Below are 20595 nucleotides of genomic sequence, written 5' to 3' on the forward strand. Positions count from 1 at the left end.
GGCACGCCCGGTGCTAACATGAGCGCGAGATCTTTGGTCGCCGCCCGGCCTCTGGTTGCTCCGGCGCGAGCGTGCCGCGGCAGCATCGGGTCCGGCGTGATGCCGACCGGGATGTCGTTGCTGACCGACCTGCCGAACGAGCCGAGGAGAACGCCGTTGTGACGCCGCGGCTGAGTGTCGTTGTGCCTTTCTACAACGTCCGCGACTACATCGGGGAGTGTCTCGATTCGATCGCCCGGCAGACGTGGACCGACTTCGAGGCGATCCTGGTCGACGACGGATCCCCGGACGACAGTGCCACCATCGCCAAGGAGTTCTGCGCCCGCGACCCGCGGTTCCGGATCGTCGAGCAGCAGAACCAGGGCCTCGGCCCGGCCCGCAACACCGGGGTCCGGCACGCCGACGGTGAATACATCACCTTCGTCGACAGCGACGACCTGGTCACCCGGCACGGCTTCGAGAAGCTGATCCGGACCCTGGACGCGACCGGCTCGTCGTTCGCCGGCGGCAACGCCCGGCGGTTCAACAACAGCTCCGGCGTCCGGCCGTCCTGGATCCACCGGCTGCCGTTCGCCAAGGACCGGCTGGCCACCCACGTGATCGAGACCCCGGACCTGATCCTGGACCGGATGGTCTGGAACAAGGTCTACCGGCGGTCGTTCTGGGACGAGTACGGCTACGAGTTCCCCGCGATCCGCTACGAGGACTACCCGGTGACGCTGAAGGCGCACCTGGACGCCGTCACCGTCGACGCGCTGGCGGTCCCGGTCTACTACTGGCGCGAGCGCGAGTCCGGCGAGTCGATCACCCAGCAGAAGTTCCAGTTCGGCAACCTCGAGGACCGGGTCCGGTCGGCCGAGCTGGTGATGGACCTGATCGAGAACGCGATCGGCGACGTCCGGCCGCGGGTACACGCGCACTTCACCCAGATCGACATGCTGACGCTGATGATGGCGTTCGGCGCGGCGCCGCCGGAGGAAGAGCAGAACCTGATCAAGCTGGCCCGCCGGCTGCTGGACCGGCTGGATCAGAAGGTGCTGGACCGCGCCCACAGCTACGACCAGCTGCAGCACTCGGCACTGCGGGCCGGTGACGTCGACCTGCTCCGCCGGCTGGCCACCTTCCGCAACGACGGCGGCCCTGCGTGGTGGCGCGCGGGCACTCGCACGTCCCCGCCGCTCCTGGCAGTTCGAGCACAACTACCCCGGCCTGCACGACCAGAACAGCTCGGTGCCGCGGGAGCTCTACCGGTTGCCGATGAAGGACCTGACGCTGGCGACCAGCGTGACCGCCGTGGCCTGGCAGGACGGCGAGCTGTCCGTGAAGGGCACCGCGGAGATCCGGCACCTGGAGACGAAGACCTCCTCGAGCTTGCGGATCGCGCTCGTCATCGCCGGCGCCGAGACCCCGCTGGCCGTCCGCCGGTACGACGCGACCGACACGCACGGCGACCCGGCGCTGGTCGGGTTCGAGGTCCGCCTCGACAAGGCGCTGCTGGCCAAGCTCAAGGGCACCGCCGCACCGGCGCACTTCGTCGTCCGGATGCGCTCGGGCCGGTTGCGCCGGCACGGCAAGTTGCGCGGCCAGCGTCCCGGCAGCCCCGGCTGGCCGCCGGGCGCCTGGATCAGCGACAGCAGCTGGATCCAGCCCGGTCCCGGCGCGGACGGTGCGTTCGTACTGCGCCGGATGGTGGATCCGAGCCGGCTCACCTCGGTGGAGCAGACGGCCGACGCGCTCGTGCTGCACGGCCGTGTTCCGGCCGACCTGACGGACCCGAAGCTGCGGGTGACCCGTCCGCTGGCGGGCCAGGACCAGATCCTCCCGCTGACGCTGTCCGGGGACGGCCGCGACTTCTCGGTCCGGATCCCGATCCGGCCGATCATCGAGGACACCAACCCCGACGACCCGTTCACCCAGCGGACCACCTGGGCGTTCCGGCTGATCGGAGCCGACGGCGACGAGCGGCTGCTGCTCTGGACCGCTCCGGAGCATGCCGCCAGCCATGCCGAGCAGGACCGCCTGGTGACGTTGACCCGGTCCACCGGTGGCTATGTGAACCTGCAGGAGTCGCCCTTCCGGCTGAACGCCCACCAAGCCAAAGCGGTTGCCGGGAGCAACGGACAGGAACTCCGGATCACCGGTGTCGTGACCGATGGCGAAGAGGCTTACTCGTTCTGCTGGCGGCGTTACCTGGACGACAACGACGACCACGAGGACATCGAATGCCGCCGGACGGTGGCCGACGGCGCCTGGACGGCCTCGATCGGGCTGACCGAGCTGATCCCGGCCGACGTCACCGTCAGCTCGACCGACCCGCTGGCCAGCCTGGCCGACTGGATCCTGTTCGCGGTCGCCGCGGACGGTTCCTCGCACGCGGTCCAGTGCGAGGCGTTCCTGTCCAGCCGGTTGCCGCTCGAGCTCGAGCAGGACGGCCACATCGCCGCGTTGCGCCCGCACGCCGGCACTCTCCACGTCGAGGTCCGCTGATGCATCACCACAACCACTACTACGGCCAGGCGCACATCCTCGCCCGGTACGCCGGTCTGGACGACGAGTACCCGCCCCGCCTGCGTGGCTACCTGCAGCACGGCTGGAACATCGCCGATGGCTGGAACCCGGTGCACGAGTTCTACGACGGCGCCTGGCGGTTCACCTGGAGCGACGGCCCGCGCCGTCGCGGCCACGCGCTGGGCCGGCGGAACTACCACAGCATCGGCGCTCCGTTCCTCTACCTGCAGCAGCTGGAGCCGACGTTGGGCGCAGTGCCGGAGGAGGAGCGGGAGGGGACCCTCTGGTTCCTCTTCCATGGCTGGGAAGGCGGCAAGATCCAAGGCGATCACCAGCGCCTGATCGACGAGATCCGCGAGACCGAGCCCGGCCCGGTCACCTTCAGCCTGTACTACACCGAGTACGACCGGCCGGAGGTGCGCAAGTCGTACGAGGACGCCGGTTTCCGGGTGGTCTCCTTCGGCCGGCGCGGCTTCTCCTACGAGGGCACGGATCCGCGCTTCCTGTACAAGCAGCTGACCGAGCTCCGCAAGCACAAGCGGGTGGCCGCGAACCGGCTGTCCACCGCGATCTTCTACGGTATCGCCGCCGGCTGCGAGCCCGCCGTCTACGGCGATCCGATGGAGATGGCCGGCGAGAACCCCCTGTTCGGCGGGCAGAACCGGATCGCCAGGCTGTGGCCTGAGCTGCTCGGCAAGGACATCGACCTGGCCGCCGCCCGCGCGACCACCGACCTGGAGCTCGGCGTCCCGTGGATGATGCCGGCCGAGGAACTGCGCATGTTGTTCGATTGGAGAGAGCGTGTCTGACAACCAGCTGGCCGTCGATGTGGTCCGCGGCGAGATGCAGCCGTGGAGCGACTACAGCGGCAAGCGGGGCGCCGTCCAGGGACCGGTGCTGCGCGCACTCCTGGCCGATGTACTGCCCGACGGGGCACGCACGCTGATCCTCGGACCGCATGGCGCGGATCTGATCGAGGCGGTCGTCGCCAAGGCATCCGAGACGACTCTGCTGGTCCGGTCCGTCTCTGACGCCACCGAGCTCACGGAACAGTTCGCGGACAAACTGCAGGTCGTCGCCGGAGCCCTGGACGGGCTCGCGGGCGCCGATCGGCCACCCTTCGATGTGGTCGTCGCCGCCGACGGCCTGGACCGGGTGCTCGGCTACGACAGCGACGACCTGAACTGGGCGCAGCGGCTCGATGCACTGGCTGCAGTGGCCGCTCCCGGCGCTGTCGTGGTGCTTGGCCTGGAGAACGAGTTCTCCTTGACCAACTTGCTCGACCGGCGGCCCGCGGACGAGCGGCACGCCGACGACGAGTGGCGCCCGCTGCACGACGACCCGACGCGCCCGGTCTCCACCGAGCAGTTGAAGGCTGAGCTGGCACGGGTCGGCTTCGAGAACGCTTCTGCTTACGCGGCCTTCTCGGTCGAGGAGGCTCCGTTCGCGTTGGTGACGGCTGAGGTTGCTGCCGCCGCGCGCCCGGGGCAGCTGCCCGCACGGCTCGCGGTTGAGGCGTTGGAGGCGGCGGCTGTCGCAGTACCGCTGCTGGCTCCGATCGCCGAGGGCGCGGAGTCCGCTGCGCGCGCTGGTCTGCTCGGCGCGACGCCTAGCGGCTGGATCGCTGTAGCCGGGGCTGCTGTTGGTCACGGCGTCTACGCGAAGACGCCCGGACACACCGCAGTACTGACTGCGGACGCTGCCGAGGCCGGCTGGACCGTTGCTGTTGATGCTGCTCCTGCTGAGGCTTCGGGGCTGCTGCAGTTCGACGCTGCCGCTGTGCCTGCTTCGGTGCCGGGTGGCGTCACTGCCGAGACCCTGTTGTTCCGTCTTGCTGCTGCCGAGGACGTCCCGGGCTTCCGGGACTTCGCCGCACGGCTGGGGGACTGGGCCCGCTCGCAGACCGGTTCGCGGACGCTGGTGCGCTGGGACGACGTGGTCGTCGACGGCGACAGCTTCGCCTTCGGGGTCTCAGGCTGGCAGACCGTTGCCGAGGAGAGCGACAAGGATCTGCTGTCGGCGGCGTGGGCGCGGTTCCACGACCGGCTGATCGGGGCCCACCGCCGGCACCCGTGGCCGCCGTGGATGATCGGCGACGACCTCGTCTCCGCCTTGGTCGCGATGTCCGGCATCGAGGCGCCGGCGCCCGTCGCGGCCACCGCCGCGGACACCCCATCGGCCGCGGTCGCTTATGTTGCCCGCGGCAAGGAGCTGGCCGCCGCGCTGGCCGGCGTACTGGGGATCCCGTCGGATGCCTCCCAGACGCCGGACGTCCGGACCGCGCTGGCCGAGGCAGAGCGGGCGAAGAAGGAGTCGGTCGAGCTGGCCGGTCAGATCTTCGGCCTGGAACGGACTCTCGGCTTCCGGGACAAGGCGCTGAAGACCCGCGAGACCCGGATCCGCGAGATGCGGACCCAGGTCACCAAGGCCAACGCCGAACGCACCCGGCTGCGCAACTCGAAGGCGTACTCCGCGGTCAAGCTGATCCGCAAGGCGGCGATGATCCGCAACCCGCGCAAGTTCGCCGGCAAGGTCAAGCGCAAGGTCAACCGCCAGCTCCGCAACAAGCTCGGCTGACTCGGTAGGCGAAGCCGGCGTCAGCGGCGGGCGATCAGGAGTTGGTGCGTGTCGGGCCACTCGATCGGGCCGCCGGTGGCGCTGGTGATGGTGGCGACCGGGGCGATCCGATTGGTGATCACCCAGTCGTTGCGCCACGGCTTCGAGGCGGGGTCGATGGTGAAGCCGGCCCTGCTTGGCGACGTCGGACCAGCCCTCGAAGTCGAGTCCGCAGAACTGCTCGTGGGTCTCGCTGAGCCAGTTGTCGACGTAGTCCTTGCGGGTCAGGAAGTCCATCGCGTCCGCGAGCCGCAGGACGAGCTTGCCGTCGCGTTCGGCGTACGCGAAGGGCACCTTCGCGTTCTGCCGGAAGTCGTGCGCGAACTGGAAGAACCGTGCCCTGGTTGAGAGTTTGGCGATGTACTCCGCCGGATCCTGAAGCGTCTCCAGTTCGGTGACCGCGTCCGGGTTGGTCCCGTCGCTGTCATCGAGAGCCAGTACTACGGGGCGCTCGGGCTCGGCCGGTCCGCAGACGTCGGAGTTCACCCAGACGCCGCCAGGGGCCGTATGGGCGTAGAGGGCGTCGGCGAAGCGCTGGACCGTGGCGGGACGCGAGCCGTCGGCGTACGACCAGATCTCGTGAGTCAGCGCGAGCGTCAGCGTGGTGTCGATCGACCTCGGTGGGAAGACCGCCGAGCCGAGCATGTTGCGCTGGTAGAAGTAGACGTTCGGGTTGTGGAAGAGGCCCTGCTCCTTCTTGTGCACGCATTCGGCGTACAGGTGCCGGGCGACCTCGACGCCGATCAGGTCGGACTCGTGGAAGCGCGGATCCGCGTCGACGAGTTGCAGGGTGGCGCCGGTCGCGCAGCCGATGTCGAGGATCCGGCCGGGGCGGACGAAGTCCTTGATCTGCAGCCATTTGCGGTCCGCCGCGGTCTCGAACGCGTCGGCGTAGGTCTTGTAGTCGCGGGTGGTGGTGAGTCCGCCGTCGTCGCCGACCACCGGGTCGTTCACGCAGCGCCGGATCTGCGCATCCAGGGCATACCGGTCGAAAACGTCAACAGTGCCCGGGTGTGCGAGCTCACGCCACTCGTCGTTGCCATCGGCAATCATGAGCAGGACGTCCCACGGCCGTGGCTTCCCGGGTAGCTCGACGCCGATCACCTGGTAGCCGAGTTGCTCGTACAGCTTGGCGACTTCGGCGGTGGAGCACGCGACCACGGTATCGGCGGGGTCGAGCTGGACCTGGTCGTCGGTGCCGGCCTCGATCGCCTTGATCGTGACGTCGGCGAAGTCGTCGGTCGGTGGGGTGTCGACGACCCCGAACACCAGCGACCGGATCCCGGTCTGCAGGCTGAACCGCTCGATCGCGGCCTCGCGCCGGTCGTACGGAACCGGATTCCGCTTGGTGGTGTGGTGATTCGCCGACGTCACAGCCCAGATCACCGTGCGGTCGGCGGCATGTTCGGCAAGAAAGGCGGCCTGGAACCGGGTGAGGACGTGGTGCCGCCCGGGGAACAGCAGATACTGCGGCATTCAGTCCTTCTCGCTGGTGACGTCGGCCTCACTGGTGATGTCGGGGTGGGCGTCGACATCCGTGCGCTCGCGGATCACGTACGTCGGCCGGCCCATCGAGCCCGAGTGCAGGCGCCCGACGTACTCGCCGAGGACGCCGAGCGCGAGCATCTGAGCGCCCGAGAACAGCGCCACCATCGAGGCGATCGTTGTGAAACCGGCCACAGTCGTCGCGCCCGCGGCGTATTTGTAGATGATCACGCCGAACAGGCCCGACCCCGAACACAGCGCAGATGAAACCGAGGTAGCCGACCAGCCGCAGCGGCTCGGTGGAGTAGCCGGTGATCAGCGTCAGCGCATGCTTCACCAGCATCCAGGTGGTGTAGTTCGACTTGCCCTCGGCGCGATCTTCCATCCGCACCGTGGTCTGCGCGACCCGCGTGGTGGACCAGGACAGTGCCACGTCGACCGACGCGTGCGGCCCGTCCAGCCCGTCGAAACCGTCCCGCAGGAAGGTCCGGAAAGCCCGGAACGCGCTGATGGACTTGGCGCCCTTCACCGACAGCGTGGACGACATCGCCCCCTTGACCAGGCGGGAAGCGAAGCTACGGAGGACTCCGTGCTCCTCCTCGACCGGCACGCCGTAGACCAGGTCGATGTCGTCGGTGAGCGCCTTGAGCAGGACCGGGACCTGGTCGGCCGGGTGCTGCAGATCGTCGTCCATCGTGACGACCACCTCGTACCGCGCGTTCCGTACGCCGGCGATCAGCGCGTTGTGCTGGCCGTAGTTGCGGGCCAGCCGCATCGCCCTGGTCGCGGGGTATTTGTTGGCCAGTTCGCTCGCCACCTGCCAGGTGTCGTCCGGGCTGCCGTCGACCACCAGCACGATCTCGTACCCCGACGTGACCTCAGGTAAGACCTGGGTCAGATTCTCGACGAGGCGCGGCAGGGTGCCTGCCGACCGGTAACATGGCACGACGACGGAGACGAACACTGCTGGCCCTTCTGCTGGTGACACAGGCGCGGGGGATGCGGAGATGGCGGTTCCGCCGCTGCGATTATTCCACTGAATAGAAGAGGTTCTGTCATTTCTGTCGCTCAGCTCGGTCCCAAGCCCTCCGTGAGCACCGTTTCGAAGGTTGCCGGGGACCACCGGGTTCGCTACCTGATCGTCGGTGCCGGCACGAACGTCCTGTACTTCGGCCTGTTCTGGCTCGGCTGGCACTTCCTGCAGGACTCGGTCCCGTACCTGGCGGTCACCGCGGCGGCGAACTTCACCACCGCGCTGATCGTCTACCCGCTGTACCGCGACTTCGTCTTCGCCTCCACCTCGGCAGGCTGGATCCGCGGTTTCGCCAAGTTCTATACGGTCTACCTGTTCGGCCTGGGCTGCTCCCTGCTCGGCATGCCGTTGCTGATCGAGGTTCTCGGCCTCCCGGTCCTGCTCGCCCAGGCCCTCCTGATCGCGGCCATCCCGGTAGCCTCCTACCTCCTGCACCACTTCTGGACCTTCCGCGATAACTCTCACAGCTAGAAGATGCGCAAACCCGCCTACAAGTTGACGGCGCTGGCATTCTTTCTCGCACTGACCGCCTGCAGCAGTACGCAGGCAACTCCTGGACCGCCGCCGACCCCGCCGGCCCGCCTCGACACCCAGCGCGCCCCAGAGTGTGACACTGCTGAAGATCAACTTCGCGAACACGACTGAGCAGTTGCGCGACGCGCTGCCGGCGAAGTACGGCAACGAAGTGTTCGATCGCCGGACCAACAAAGAAGCCTTCGGTTGGTCCCCGCGCGACGATCCTTTCGAGGGGCACAAGGTCGACCCGGAGTCCTGCCGGGAGATCCTGCGAACCGGCGGTCGTAAGGTCGACACCTTCGCAGAGTTTCCCTATCTGCCCTACGCGGTCGCCGACCCGAAAACCAATGCCTTTCCGGTGCAGGTGGAGCTGACCTCACTGCCGGTGCCGTACTCGGACAAGTACATGGATCTCCTCTTCCAGGCCGCGCCGCAATGCGCCACCATGCGCACCGACGACCGCGACCCAGCCTCGATCGTCGAACGCCCCGTGCCCGGCCTAGGATCCCGCTCCCGCTACATCCTCAGGACCTACCTGAGCCACGGCAAAAAGATCCAAGAAGGCGTCGTCCTGTTCCGCACCCAGACCTACCTGGCAGACATCCGCCTCTACACCCCGCACTTCACCGAACAAAAGCTCCTCGCCTTCGCCAAAGCCCTCGAAACAACGCTTGACCGGCAGCTGCCCTGACGCATCCCCTACGACTCGCGGCTGCCCTTTGCGCCACTACCGTCATTCTCACCGCCTGCGACGCTCCCTCGAACTCGGCAGCGGATTCGCCGTCCACTCCCGCGCCGCCCTCCGCGCCTTCCAGCGCGTCCTCAGTACCTATCGCCCACCGGTACGACGTTTTCCAGCTGGCGGAAGCGCTTCCCACTAGCTACCGCGGTCATGATCTGAACCCACAGACCCCTATCCGCGAGCGGGTAAGGCGTGGGCGGAGCGGTTTCTGATCTTCAGGACGCCTCGCTACGTGGCGGAGATCGTCTTGTACAGCTCGTCCGACTCAGAGGCGGACTTCCTCGCCTTTGCGCGGCGGGTGCGGGATCTGGCTGCTGCGAAGCTCAAATGAAGCAGGCCCGGCGGTTGATCGCCGGGCCTGCTGCAAATGCCGGCTGACTCAGAGGACGTCCCAGGTGAGTGGGGTGCCGGCTACCGCGTCTACTCGGAATTCGCGGCCTTCTACCGAGGTGAAGGCGTCGGGGGCGAGGCCGCCGGCGGGGCGGACGGAGCGGACGTTGTCGGCGGCTACCTTCTCGCCGGCCTTGACGTCGCGGGTGATGTAGAGCGAGCGGCGGAAGCGCAGGACGTTCTGCTCGGCCTCCTTCGGGCCGACGATCGGCCGGCCCAGTGCCTGCTGCGCGACCTTGGTGCCCTCGACCAGCAGCTTGACCTCGGCCGGCTCCAGCGAGAACGCGGAGTCGACGCCGCCGTCGGCGCGGGACAGCGTGACGTGCTTCTCGATCACCGTCGCGCCGAGTGCCACGGCCGCGATCGAGGCGCCGATGCCCATGGTGTGGTCCGACAGACCGATCTGTACGCCGAGAGCGTCCCGCAGTACGGGGATCGAGCGCAGGTTCGACTGGTCGGCCGGGGCCGGGTAGCTCGCGGTACAGGACAGCACGATGATCTGCTCGTTACCCGTGGACCGGGCCGCGCGGACCGCCGCGTCGATGTCCATCAGCGTCGCCGAACCGGTGGAGATGATGATCGGCTTGCCGGTCTCGGCCATCCCGCGGACCAGCGGCAGGTCGCCGATCTCGTTCGAGGCGACCTTGTACGCCGGCACGTTCAGCTTCTCCAGGAAGTCGATCGCGGTCGGGTCGAACGGCGACGAGAACGCCAGCATGCCGAGCGAGTTGGCCAGCTCGAACAGCGGCTCGTGCCACTCCCACGGCGTGTGCGCCTCCTGGTACAGGTCGTACAGCCGGGCGCCGCCCCACAGCTCGTGCTCGGACGGCAGCCGGAAGGCCGGCAGGTCGACGTCCAGCGTGATCGTGTCGGCCGTGTAGGTCTGCAGCTTCAGCGCCTGTACGCCGGTCTCGGCCATAGCGCGAACGATGTCTTTGGCCCGCTCGATGTCGCCGTTGTGGTTGCCGGACATCTCCGCGATGATGAACGGCTGGTGGTCCGGACCGACGGGGACGTCGCCGAAGTTGATCGTCTTGCTGGCACTCATCTGAGTCAGTTTCCCTTCGGCTTGCGCCGGTTGTCTTTGTGCAGGCTGATCGGCAGCACGGTGATCTCGCGACCTTCGGTGGACCGGGTCTCCGGCGCGCCCTCGACGAACCGGAACCGCCGGTTCATCTGCCGGACGACGGCGTTGTGCTCGAGCACCTCACCGTGCAGTTCGGCCAGGCCGAGCTCGTCGAACGCGTAGCCGGTCGCGTCCTTCATGACCTCGATCCACGCGGGCAGTGTCTCGCCCCGCTCGGCCAGGCCAACGGTATCCAGGAAGAACCCCCAGGCGCCGGTCCGGGGCTCGGCGTCGAGCTCCAGATCGAAGAAGTTCACCACGCCAGCGGTGACGCCCTCGCGTTCGTAGATCAGCACCCGCCGGGTCGGATCCACCCTGGTCTTCGCCCACCAGCCGGCGTGCTCGTCGGCCGAGATCTCGTGGGAGTTGATGCTGACCTCGCGGTTCGGCTCCTGGTTGCGCAGGATCCGGATGATGTCGACGTCGCCGTCGGTGGCCGTACGCAGCACTTTCCGCCCTCTCGATCCCTGGTTGATCCGGTCCCCACGGTACTGGCTGGCCGCTGCCGCCAGCCATTCGGTGGCCAGACCGCTACGGCATGAGGTCATCACCGAATCGAATCGTCACCAGCCCTTCTGCGACCGGCCCGGCCTGTGTAACTATCTTTCGACTTCATCTATGGACTGGTCGGAGAGTGACATGGGTGTCTTGCGGATAGTCGGCGTACTCGGCGCGACAGTTGGCCTGGTCTTCGGGGCCCTGCCGGCAACAGCCCGTACTACGGGCGCCAGGCCGGCAGAGTCCGGGGCGAGCTGCGCGGCCGACCCCAGTACGCCGCTGCGGCAGTTCCGTGCCAGCTGGGTGGCCTCGGTGGTCAACATCGACTGGCCGTCCAGGACCGGTCTCACCGCGGCCCAGCAGCAGGCCGAGTTGCTCGGCTGGTTCGACGATGCCGTCCGCCAGCACCACAACGCCGTAGTACTGCAGGTGCGTCCGACAGCGGACGCGTTCTGGCCTTCCAAGGTGGAGCCCTGGTCGCGGTACCTGACGGGCGTACAGGGTGGGAACCCCGGATACGACCCACTCGCCTTCGCGGTGGCCGAGGCGCACAAGCGGAACCTCGAGCTGCACGCGTGGTTCAACCCGTACCGCGTGTCGATGGGCACGGATCTCAACGCGCTGTCCCCGGAGCACCCGGCCCGACAGCACCCGGAGTGGGTTCTGGCGTACGGCGGCAAGCTCTACTACAACCCGGGAATCCCGGCGGTCCGCAAGCTGGTCGAGGACGCGATCATGGACGCGGTGTCGCGCTACGACATCGATGGTGTCCACTTCGACGACTACTTCTACCCGTACCCGGTGGCAGGTCAGGTCTTCGATGACGCGGCCACCTACGCGCAGTACGGGGGCGGGATCCCCACGCTGGCCGAGTGGCGGCGGAACAACATCAACCTGCTGATCCAGGAGCTGCAGCACCGGATCAAGGCGGCCAAGCCGTGGGTGAAGTTCGGTATCTCCCCGTTCGCGGTCTGGCGGAACAAGGCGACCGACCCGCTCGGTTCCGACACCACCGCAGGGGTTCAGACGTACGACGACCTCGCGGCGGACACCCGGCGGTGGGTCCGCGAGGAGTGGATCGACTACATCGTGCCGCAGGTCTACTGGGCGGGTGGCTTCGCTCCCGCCGACTACAACAAGATCGTGCCCTGGTGGGCGGAGCAGGTCCGCGGCACCGACGTGCACCTCTACATCGGCCAGGCCACCTACAAGGTCGGTACGTCGACGCAGTCGCCCGACTGGGCCGACCCGGCCGAGCTGAGTGACCACTTGGCCTTCAACGCAACGGTTCCTGAGGTCAAGGGCGACATCTACTTCTCCGCCAAGGACGTCCGGGCCGACCGGCTCGGAGCCACCAGTCTGCTGAACGCCACCTGGTACACCCGGCCCGCACTGGTCCCGGCCATGTCGCACCTCGACTCCCGGCCGCCGCTCCCGGTGCACTCCGTCAAGGCCGCCACCACCGCGACCGGCGTACGCCTGCAGTGGCGCGCGACCTCAGCCGACACCACGTCGTACGCGATCTACCGCCGCGACCTCACCGGCGGCGACTGGTGCCCCGACAACGATGCCCGCAACCTGCTGGCCACCCAGCGCACCACCGCGGCCACCCAGGAGACCTACACGGACGCCACCGCACTCCCAGGCCACCACTACCTCTACTCGATCACAGCCCTGGACCGCACCTGGAACCAGAGCATCCCGATCCCGGCAGTTGGCTAGGGGCGTGGGGTAGGGATGACTGGGGGTGTGGCGAGTTCGTAAACGTGGACGGTGCCGGAGGTGCGACGTGGGGTGGCTAGGTGGTTGAGGGCGGCCGGGACGGGGTTTACTCGTTCGTCGAACAGCAGCCAGCGGACGCCGTACTTCGTGCGCAGCGTCTCCAGGACCGCCTTGGTCGGGGCGGTGAAGGCCAGATCGTTGAGCTGTAGCTTCTCCTGGTCCCAGAAAGCATTCCGGACGAAGAAGACCTGCGCGAGGCTGAACTGCCACATCAGTGCCGTGGCGGCCACGGCGATGAAGACGTAGTTCAGCCCGTAGAACAGCACGGACAGCAGGCCGAGGATCGTGATCCGCCAGTCGAACCGCCGCCGGATCGCCGAGTAGAGCCAGCCGAAGGCCAGCCCGGCGCCGTACACGGGCAGTGCGGTGGCCTTGCTCGCCGACAGTACGGCGATCAGGACGGCAGCCACCACGAGCAGTCCCGCGACGTGACCCATCGACTGGTCCCCGGATCGCCGCAGGATCAGCGCGGTGACGCCGATCAGCGGTAGCAGCAGGACTGTCGAGAAGGCCTGGGTGGCGCTGATCAGCTCGCCCATCGACAGCGGACTGTCGTGGTAGAGCGTGTTGGTCTCTGCCCACGGCCAGGGCGCGAGATCACCGGCCAGCACGGTGAGGCCGGCGCCGATCGGAGCGGCGACCGCCCGGCCGGCGAGTACGACGGCGACCGCGGCCGCGCCCAGGGCGGTCATCAGGATCATCGAGAACGGCACGAACCGGTGAGTCAGGACGTCGAGCTCGATCCCGGTGATCCAGTGCGCCGCGGCCGTGTGGTTGTACGCCATCCAGTGGTACTGGAGCGGCTCGCCCGCGACGTACGGGATCTGTGGCGGGAAGTGATGGGTCAGCTCCGCGCCGAGGCTCAGCTGGAACGGCGAATCCGAGTTCGGCCGGTTCGCCGCCGGACCGTCCAGCGCGATCAAGTGCGAACCGACCCGCAGATACCAGGCCGAGGCCACCCCGACCGACACCATCAGGCCGGCCATCGCCCACCAGGGAAACGGCTTGCGAGTCGACGCCCTGGCTGGGAAGGCGACTACCAGCCCGAGCGCGAAGGCCGTGAGCAGCAAGGGCAGCAGGGGTACGTCGAGCCATCGGCCGACCGGGTAGACCAGCACCTCCAGCGCGAGGCCGAGGCCGGCTCCGAGGATGGCGTCGACGGCGAACCAGGCGGTGCCGCCGGTGAGACGCCGCCAGAACACCGTCCCTGGGAAGGCGACGACGGCGACGAAGTACGCGAGATAGCTCGCGGCAATCATGGACATTCCGGGCCCCCACCTGTAGTGCACCCCCGACGGCTGCACTACTAGGAACGAGGCCCGCGGGACCGGAAAAGTTGCGGAACGGCCCGGTTCAATAGATCTTTCTCAGCCCGGGGTGGTGCTCGGTGTCCCGGACGGGCTAGGTGTGCTTGCTGGTGGCAACGGGTAGAGCTGGTAGACCCGGACCGTGCCGGACTGGAACCGCAGTTGGGCGAGGAGGCTGAGCTCGGCCGGGATGGGGTTGATGCGCTCGTCGGCGAAGAGCCAGCGGACGCCGTACTTCGTGCGCAAGGTCTCCACGTTCTCCCGGGTCGGGGCGGTGAAGACCGCGTCGTTGGCCCGAAGCTTCTCCTGGTCCCAGAAGGGGCTGTAGAGCGCGTCGTTGGAGTTGTAGGCGTGGTTGTTGGCCTTGGCCGTGTACGCCCAGCCTTCGACCAGCACGCGTCGCTCTGCATAGCCAGGAATCCAGAAGGAGGCGCTGTGACACCTTTCGGCGTCCTTCACGCTCAGCCCACCTGTCTCAGCCGTGGCAGGTGGCCGATGGCAGTGGATGTTGGTGGCGATCAGATCGTCCGGCCCCGACTGCCGCCGGATGAAACGCGCCGCCTCGATCCCACCCGGGGCAATGGACTCGTACGTCGAACCGCCAGGCGTCGCGAACTTCTGCAGGCTCACGATGGTCGGCGACACTGTCAGGCCGAGCAGGGCCGCTACCGCGATCGCTGCCCACCTACGGCGTGAGCCCCGGAAGATCAGGCCCAGTACGACGATGCCCACGGCAACCACTATCAGCGCGACGACCAGTGGCTCGGCGAAGATCCGGTCGAGGCAACTGGTGTCGCGACAGTCCCTGATCAGGCCGTGCGACCGGGACCGGCCGTAGTAGATCGCCGCGACTCCGAGCGCGAGGGCGGGCGCCACCGCGAAGTACACGCGGCGATCCAGCGACGACAGTCCCCAGGTCGCGATCAGAACCCCGTAAATGAAGGCGCTCCGGGCGAAGAAGACCTGGGACTGGCTGAAGTGGTACAGGATCGAGGCGGCCACGATGGCCAGTACGAACCCGAAGACCAGCAACACCGCCATCGGGTCACGGGGAACGCGGGGGCGGATCAACAGCGCGCCCACGACCGGCATCAGCCAGCCGATGATGACGGCGGCCGACACGATCACCAGCACCGAGGGACCGGGCCGGACGTCGGGGGCGATCCCGGTGTACATCCCTTGCAGCATCGACCGGAAGGTCCCGGCCGGCTTGATCACCATCCCCTGGCTGTCGGCGCTCAGGATCACCAGGAAGTTGAAGCCGTAGCCGACGACGACCAGTACTGCGAGGACGAGCGCGCGCAGGTTGAGCCGACGCGCTCGCACGGACAGGTAGATCCACGCGGCGGGCAGCCCAGCGGCGTACACGGGTAGTGCGGTCGCCTTGGAGATCGACAGAACCGCGATGAGAACAGCCGCGACCAGGAAGAGCCCGGCCAGCCGCCCCCAGGACTGCCTGGGCTTTCGGTGCAAGATCAGGGCGGTGACCGCGATCAGCGGCAGCATCAGCACCGTCGAGAACGCCTGGGTCGGGCTGATCATCTGGCCCAGTGAGAGCGGTCCGTCGTTGTAGAGCGTGTTCGTCGTCGTCCAGGGCCACGGCGACAGGTCACCGGCCATCACCGTCAGCGCGGCCGCGATCGGTGCGGCGACAGCCCGCCCGGTCAGCACCATGCCGACCGCGGCGGCCGCCATCGCCGTCAGCAGCATGAAGGCGAACGGGACCACCCGCTGGGTCAGTACGTCGAGCTCGATCCCGGTGATCCAGTGCGCGGACGCGAGGTGGTTGTAGACCATCCAGTGGTACGCGAGCGGCTCGCCCGCCACGTAGGGGACCTGCGGCGGGAAGTGGTGGGTCAGCTCGGCCGCCAGCGACAGCTGGAACGGCGAGTCCGAGTTCGGCTTGAGTGCGGCCGGGCCGTCGAGCGCGATCAGCCTGGAACCGACCCGGATGAACCAGGCCGACACCACCCCGACCGACACCATCACCCCGGTGATCGCCCACCACGGGGTCGGCCGGTCGGTTTCCTCGCGTCGCGGCAGCGCCAGCACCATCCCGAGAGCCAGGGCGGGCAGGACCAAGGCGAGCATAGGTATGTCGAGCCAGCGGCCGAGCGGGTAAACGAGGGCTTCGCAGGCCAGGCCGAACGTAGTACCGAGCACTGCGTCGGCCGCGAACCAGCCGGAGCCGCCGGTGAGCCGCCGCCACAACAGCGTGCCCGGAACGGCGATCACGATCAGCAGGTAGGCGAGGTAAGCAGCCGGGATCCAGGCGCCCTGCGCCCGCAGCCCGATGAACCAGCCCAGCGGCAGCACCGGCACGCTCAGCAGGGCCACGACCACCGCGGCTCGCCCGCCCTTGTTCATCCCAGGTCCCCTCGTTCGCGTCCTTACCCATCCAGAGGACCGTTGGTGGCAGAAAGTTCCCGTCCAACTCAACGCGATGATAGGTCGACCGGTTGACCTGCTTACCGCGAGCACCGAACGTGACCTGGACCACTGCCGGCCTGCCGCGAGGTCGGCCGCAGGCGCGGTAGCCGCTAGGCTCTGGACCCATGAGTGAGTTGACGCGCGCCCAGATCCGGGACCTGATGGGCGAGGTGATGAAGGCGCAGGGTAAGACGCTGCCGAGTGAGGACAGTGCCGACCTGCGTGAGATCGGCTTCCGTTCGCTGGACTTCTCCGAGCTCGCCCTGCGGGTCGAGGACGAGATCGGCGACGAGCTGAACTTCGACGCCCCCGGCCTGCGGCAGATCGCCAAGGTCGGTGACGTCCTCGACTTCATCGAGCAGCTTCAGTCGGCGTGACCGCCCAGCGGCGTACGACCGCCTTGATCGGTGACGACAACCGCGTCGTCGTCGGTGGCAAGACGCTGACCTGGCGGACCCTGCACAAGCTGCCGCAGCTGCCGTCGCCGGCAGCCGTCCTGGTGGACAACGGCGCCGATGCGCTGGCGGCCGTCCGGCACCACGCCGTGCACGGCACCGAGCTGCTGGTCGCCACCTCGTCGCGGGTCGACCTCGCGATGCGCGAGGAGCTCGGCGAGTCCGGCTTCGCGGTGGTGATCGCGAAGGGCGACGAGAACTCCGTCACCCCGGCGAAACTCAAGCGGGTGGAGGAATCCGGCCGCGTCTGGCTGCTCACCTCCGGCTCGACCGGCCGGCCCAAGCGGATCGGCCACACGCTCGAGTCGCTGACCACCGTCCGCGGCCAGCAGCAGCCCCGCACCTGGCTGGTCCCGTACTCCCCGGGCACCTATGCCTGGTGGCAGGTCATCACGATCTCGCTCACCCAGGCCGAACAGGGCCTGGTCGTGATCGAACCGTCCGAGCTGGAGACCTGGCCGGCCATCGCGGCCGAGCACGGCGTCACGGCAGCCTCCGGTACGCCGACGTTCTGGCGCCAGACGATCTACCGCGACACCGAGGCGCTGGCCAACGTCCCGCTGGAGCAGATCACCCTCGGTGGCGAGCCGGTCGACCAGGCGATCCTGGACCGGCTGCACGAGATCTTCCCCGACGCCCGGATCTCCTGGATCTACGCCTCCTCCGAAGTCGGCGCCTCGATCGTCGTCCACGACGGCAAGGCGGGCTTCCCGAAGGCCTGGCTGGACCGCGATCCCGACCCCGAGTCGGAGCGGCCGATCCTGCACGTCGAGAACGACGAGCTCATCATCAGCTCACCGCACCACGGCGCCGGCCTCGAAGGCGCGCACCGGACCGGTGACCGGGTCGAGTTCGTCGACGACCGGGTGCTGATCACCGGCCGCCTGGACACCGACGAGATCAACGTCGGCGGTTCCAAGGTGTCCGCCGGCCTGGTCCGCAACGTGCTGATGGGCCACCCGGCCGTGGCGTGGGCCCGCGTGTTCGCCCGCAAGGCCCCGCTGGTCGGCCGGATGGTCGCCGCCGAGGTGGTGGTCGATCCGAGCATCGGGCCGATCACCGACGCCGACCTGGTGCAGTGGTGCACGAACAGGCTGCCGGACTACGGCGTACCGCGCCGGATCCGGTTCCTGGACGAGATTCCCCAGAAGGAGACCCTGAAAAGCGATGTCTGACAGCCCAACTCTGGTACCGCCCTCGACGGTGGTACTTGTCTCCGGTGGATCCAAGGGTCTCGGCCTGGCCTTCGTCACCGATCTGATCGACGCCGGCGTGAAGGTGGCCGCGTTCGCCCGGACGGTGACGCCCGAGCTGACCCAGCTGGCCGAGAAGTACCCCGACCAGGTGCACATCGGCTCCGTCGACGTCACCGACGAGAAGGCCAGCCAGGCGTTCGTCAAGGAGGTCGAGGCCAAGCTCGGCCCGATCGACGGCCTGATCAACAACGCCGCGGTCGGCCAGGACTCGCTCCACGTGCACACCTCGGCCGAGCAGATCGCCAACATCATCCACACGAACCTGACCGCGCCGCTGGTGCTGACCCGGTTCGTGCTGCGCCGGATGATGGCCAAGGGCCTCAAGGGCCGGATCGTCAACGTCACCTCGATCTGCGCCCAGCGCGGTTACCCCGGCTTGGTCGCGTACTCCGCGACCAAGGGGGGGATGGACTCCGCGACCCGCTCGATGGCCCGCGAACTCGGCGGCCGCGTGCTGGTCAACTCGGTCGCGCCGGGCTTCTTCGCCTCGGACATGTCCGCGGTCCTCGGCCAGACCCAGCTCGACCAGATCGTCCGCCGCACCCCGACCGGACACCTGACCGAGCCGGAAGAGGTCGTCCCGGTGGTCCGGATGCTGCTGCTGGACAACACCAACATCAACGGCCAGGTCCTCGTCATCGATGGCGCTGCCTCCATCTGACCTGCTCGCTTCGGCCTCGGAGCACCTGCGGGTCGGCTCCGTGGCCGAGATGGCGGACGCCGTCACCCGGTCGCACCTGCCCGACTTCCGCTGCGTCGGCTGGTACGCCGTACCGCCGGCCGGCTGGTCGGTGGTGATCGACGCCGAGTACGCCGAGCAGGTGGTCCCGGCGCCGCTGGCTCGCCGGTTCGGTGTCGACGAGTTCTGGCAGCGCTGGACCCGGGCCGAGTGCCTCTGCAAGCTCGCCGACGTCCCGATGCTCGCGTGGTGGCCCGAGCACGGTCTCGACGTACCGGCAGATTTCACCGGGCGATGGCGGACCCTCGAGCTGGGTCCGCTCATCGTCACGGTGGCGCTGGCCCCTACGCGGGCTTGATGTTCGCGTTCCGGTGGAACACGTTGTCCGGGTCGTAGGTCGCCTTGATCGCCGCGAGCCGGTCGTACTTCGCGCCGTACGACGCGCGGACCCGATCGTCCACGCCGTCGTCGCTGATCGCGTTGACGTAGCTCCCGATGCCCCGGCTGTACGGCTGGAGTGCCGTCCAGCACGACCGGACCCAGGCCCGGTCGTGCTCGAGCAGTTCCGGTGTCGGGCAGACCGCGACGATGAAGAGCGCGTACCCCGGTGAGCGGCTGCCGCTGAACGCGGTCGCGTCCTCCTCGACCTCCGAGAACGCCCCGTCCAGGCGGTAGAACAACATCACCGACAGCGGCGACTGCTTGCGCGGCAGCTGATCGGTGATCACCTTGATCACGTCGTCGGTCAGGTCGTCGAGGTAGGTGCCCTTGTCGTACGCGTGCTGCCCCCACGCGTTCGCCTCGTCGAGCAGCTGCTGCAGCGCGACGTACGGCATCGGGGTGGCGAACTCGAACAGCGGCGGCAGCGCGGCCCGGATCTCGTCCAGCACCTGCTCGTGCTCCTCAGGCTCCCCGAACCCCGTCACGATCAGGGCGTACCCGGGCTTGAAGTGGTGCTCCTCGGGGACGAACGGCGCCGGCGGCGCGTTCAGCCCCGCGATCACGATGTTCACCTCGCGGGGGAGGTTCGCGACCACCTCGCGGGCCATCCGGAGCATCTCCGGACCCTGGTCCAGCTCCCAGAACAGCAGGCCGAACCGGACCAGCGGGTCGACCTCGTGCAGCTGGAACTCGAACTCGGTCACGACGCCGAAGTTGCCGCCGCCACCACGCAGCGCCCAGTGCAGGTCAGGGTTCTCGTCCTCGGCGGCGCGCAGGATCCGGCCGTCGGCCGTGACGACCTGGGCCGAGACGAGGTTGTCGATGCTGAGCCCGAACTTGCGGGTCAGCCAGCCCATGCCGCCGCCGAGCGTGAGCCCCCCGACGCCGGTGTGGCTGACCATGCCCGCGGGCACCGCGAGTCCGGACTGCTGGGCCGCGGCGTCGAGATCGCCGAGCAGGGCGCCGCCGCCGACCCGGGCCCGCTTCGCCACCGGGTCGATGGTGACCTGGTTGAGCCGGCTCAGGTCGATCACCAGGCCGTCCTCGACGGTGCAGGCGCCGCCGGGGCTGTGCGCACCGCCCCGGACCGCGATCTCCAGGCCGTTCTCGCGCGCGAAGCCGACGGCACGGCTGACATCGTCGACGCTCCGCGCCTGGACGATCACCGCCGGGCGCTGGTCGACCGCCGCGTTCCACACCTTGCGCACGTCGTCGTAGCCGGGATCGGCCGGGCCGAGCACCGGCCCGCCGATCGTGGTTCTCAGGTCTCCGATGCCGCTGTCGGCAAGTTGGGTCATGAGTGGTCCTCCCCCTGGTTGGTCCAGCACTTT

Annotated in this window: 21 protein-coding genes and 1 pseudogene; 15 read left to right on the forward strand and 7 right to left on the reverse strand. The window is 68.3% G+C overall.

The genetic code is table 11. The annotated features are described in order from the left end of the window. The first annotated feature begins 18 nt into the window (after positions 1-18). Both F1D05_RS23310 and F1D05_RS43125 read left to right on the forward strand, forming a co-directional pair. Positions 19-162 carry a hypothetical protein gene (locus F1D05_RS23310; RefSeq protein ID WP_185442407.1) on the forward strand — a complete coding sequence of 48 codons (144 nt, stop codon included), beginning with the start codon at positions 19-21 and terminating at the stop codon, positions 160-162. 20 nt (positions 163-182) lie between these two features. Further along, positions 183-608, forward strand: a pseudogene (locus tag F1D05_RS43125) (glycosyltransferase family 2 protein); the annotation flags it as partial. Between the two features lie 164 nt (positions 609-772). On the opposite strand, the gene F1D05_RS40690 reads toward F1D05_RS43125, so the two are convergent. Beyond that, positions 773-937 (reverse strand): hypothetical protein, encoded by a 165-nt coding sequence (locus tag F1D05_RS40690; protein WP_246485890.1) that lies wholly within the window; start codon positions 935-937, stop codon positions 773-775. 152 nt (positions 938-1089) lie between these two features. Between F1D05_RS40690 and F1D05_RS40695 the strand changes: the two genes are divergently transcribed. From F1D05_RS40695 to F1D05_RS23335, 6 genes are all read left to right on the forward strand, one after another. After that, positions 1090-2487 carry a hypothetical protein gene (locus F1D05_RS40695; RefSeq protein WP_246485891.1) on the forward strand — a complete coding sequence of 466 codons (1398 nt, stop codon included), beginning with the start codon at positions 1090-1092 and terminating at the stop codon, positions 2485-2487. Beyond that, entirely contained in the window at positions 2487-3317 is an 831-nt protein-coding gene (locus F1D05_RS40700; protein ID WP_246485892.1) for a hypothetical protein, read from the forward strand. Before F1D05_RS40695 ends, F1D05_RS40700 begins: the two co-directional genes overlap by 1 nt. Beyond that, the gene (locus tag F1D05_RS23320; protein WP_185442411.1) at positions 3310-5085 is read left to right on the forward strand and encodes a hypothetical protein; all 1776 of its coding nucleotides are present in this window, start codon (positions 3310-3312) and stop codon (positions 5083-5085) included. Before F1D05_RS40700 ends, F1D05_RS23320 begins: the two co-directional genes overlap by 8 nt. A gap of 48 nt (positions 5086-5133) precedes the next feature. After that, positions 5134-5472 (forward strand): hypothetical protein, encoded by a 339-nt coding sequence (locus tag F1D05_RS23325; RefSeq protein ID WP_185442413.1) that lies wholly within the window; start codon positions 5134-5136, stop codon positions 5470-5472. A 159-nt stretch (positions 5473-5631) separates the two neighbouring features. After that, complete coding sequence (locus tag F1D05_RS23330; protein ID WP_185442415.1) at positions 5632-6213, forward strand: hypothetical protein; 582 nt, start codon at positions 5632-5634, stop codon at positions 6211-6213. A 55-nt stretch (positions 6214-6268) separates the two neighbouring features. Then, entirely contained in the window at positions 6269-6484 is a 216-nt protein-coding gene (locus tag F1D05_RS23335) for a hypothetical protein (RefSeq protein WP_185442417.1), read from the forward strand. A gap of 144 nt (positions 6485-6628) precedes the next feature. On the opposite strand, the gene F1D05_RS23340 is transcribed toward F1D05_RS23335, so the two are convergent. Further along, positions 6629-7573 (reverse strand): glycosyltransferase family 2 protein, encoded by a 945-nt coding sequence (locus F1D05_RS23340; RefSeq protein WP_246485893.1) that lies wholly within the window; start codon positions 7571-7573, stop codon positions 6629-6631. A gap of 126 nt (positions 7574-7699) precedes the next feature. Here F1D05_RS23340 and F1D05_RS23345 point away from each other — a divergent pair, with 126 nt between their 5' ends. Continuing rightward, positions 7700-8113: a GtrA family protein gene (locus F1D05_RS23345; protein WP_185442418.1), complete on the forward strand. Its 414-nt coding sequence runs from the start codon at positions 7700-7702 to the stop codon at positions 8111-8113. A gap of 136 nt (positions 8114-8249) precedes the next feature. Next, positions 8250-8849: a hypothetical protein gene (locus F1D05_RS23350; protein ID WP_185442420.1), complete on the forward strand. Its 600-nt coding sequence runs from the start codon at positions 8250-8252 to the stop codon at positions 8847-8849. Positions 8850-9279: 430 nt separating this feature from the next. On the opposite strand, the gene pseI is transcribed toward F1D05_RS23350, so the two are convergent. After that, positions 9280-10338, reverse strand: a complete 1059-nt coding sequence (gene pseI / locus F1D05_RS23355) for a pseudaminic acid synthase (protein ID WP_185442422.1) — start codon at positions 10336-10338, stop codon at positions 9280-9282. Between the two features lie 5 nt (positions 10339-10343). Continuing rightward, the gene (locus F1D05_RS23360) at positions 10344-10964 is read right to left on the reverse strand and encodes a GNAT family N-acetyltransferase (protein ID WP_246485894.1); all 621 of its coding nucleotides are present in this window, start codon (positions 10962-10964) and stop codon (positions 10344-10346) included. A gap of 91 nt (positions 10965-11055) precedes the next feature. On the opposite strand from F1D05_RS23360, the gene F1D05_RS23365 reads away from it, so the two are divergent. Continuing rightward, positions 11056-12636: a glycoside hydrolase family 10 protein gene (locus F1D05_RS23365; protein WP_185442424.1), complete on the forward strand. Its 1581-nt coding sequence runs from the start codon at positions 11056-11058 to the stop codon at positions 12634-12636. On the opposite strand, the gene F1D05_RS23370 is transcribed toward F1D05_RS23365, so the two are convergent. Continuing rightward, on the reverse strand, positions 12633-13961 hold the full coding sequence (locus F1D05_RS23370; protein WP_246485895.1) for a hypothetical protein: 1329 nt from the start codon (positions 13959-13961) through the stop codon (positions 12633-12635). The two genes, F1D05_RS23365 and F1D05_RS23370, sit on opposite strands and share 4 nt — an antisense overlap. Before the next feature lie 102 nt (positions 13962-14063). Next, complete coding sequence (locus tag F1D05_RS23375; protein WP_185442426.1) at positions 14064-16370, reverse strand: hypothetical protein; 2307 nt, start codon at positions 16368-16370, stop codon at positions 14064-14066. 188 nt (positions 16371-16558) lie between these two features. On the opposite strand from F1D05_RS23375, the gene F1D05_RS23380 reads away from it, so the two are divergent. From F1D05_RS23380 to F1D05_RS23395, 4 genes are read left to right on the forward strand one after another with little or no spacing between them, the layout of a single operon-like run. After that, positions 16559-16810: an acyl carrier protein gene (locus F1D05_RS23380; RefSeq protein ID WP_185442428.1), complete on the forward strand. Its 252-nt coding sequence runs from the start codon at positions 16559-16561 to the stop codon at positions 16808-16810. Further along, a complete protein-coding gene (locus tag F1D05_RS23385) occupies positions 16807-18063 on the forward strand; it encodes an AMP-binding protein (protein ID WP_185442430.1) in 1257 nt (418 codons plus the stop codon). Before F1D05_RS23380 ends, F1D05_RS23385 begins: the two co-directional genes overlap by 4 nt. Continuing rightward, positions 18056-18805 carry an SDR family NAD(P)-dependent oxidoreductase gene (locus tag F1D05_RS23390; protein WP_185442432.1) on the forward strand — a complete coding sequence of 250 codons (750 nt, stop codon included), beginning with the start codon at positions 18056-18058 and terminating at the stop codon, positions 18803-18805. The genes F1D05_RS23385 and F1D05_RS23390 overlap by 8 nt, the downstream gene beginning before the upstream one ends. After that, on the forward strand, positions 18786-19181 hold the full coding sequence (locus tag F1D05_RS23395; protein ID WP_185442434.1) for a hypothetical protein: 396 nt from the start codon (positions 18786-18788) through the stop codon (positions 19179-19181). Before F1D05_RS23390 ends, F1D05_RS23395 begins: the two co-directional genes overlap by 20 nt. Here F1D05_RS23395 and F1D05_RS23400 read toward each other — a convergent pair. After that, positions 19168-20562, reverse strand: a complete 1395-nt coding sequence (locus F1D05_RS23400) for an FAD-binding oxidoreductase (protein WP_185442436.1) — start codon at positions 20560-20562, stop codon at positions 19168-19170. The genes F1D05_RS23395 and F1D05_RS23400 overlap by 14 nt on opposite strands. Positions 20563-20595: the final 33 nt, after the last annotated feature.

Source organism: Kribbella qitaiheensis, from assembly GCF_014217565.1.
GTDB lineage: Bacteria > Actinomycetota > Actinomycetes > Propionibacteriales > Kribbellaceae > Kribbella > Kribbella qitaiheensis_A.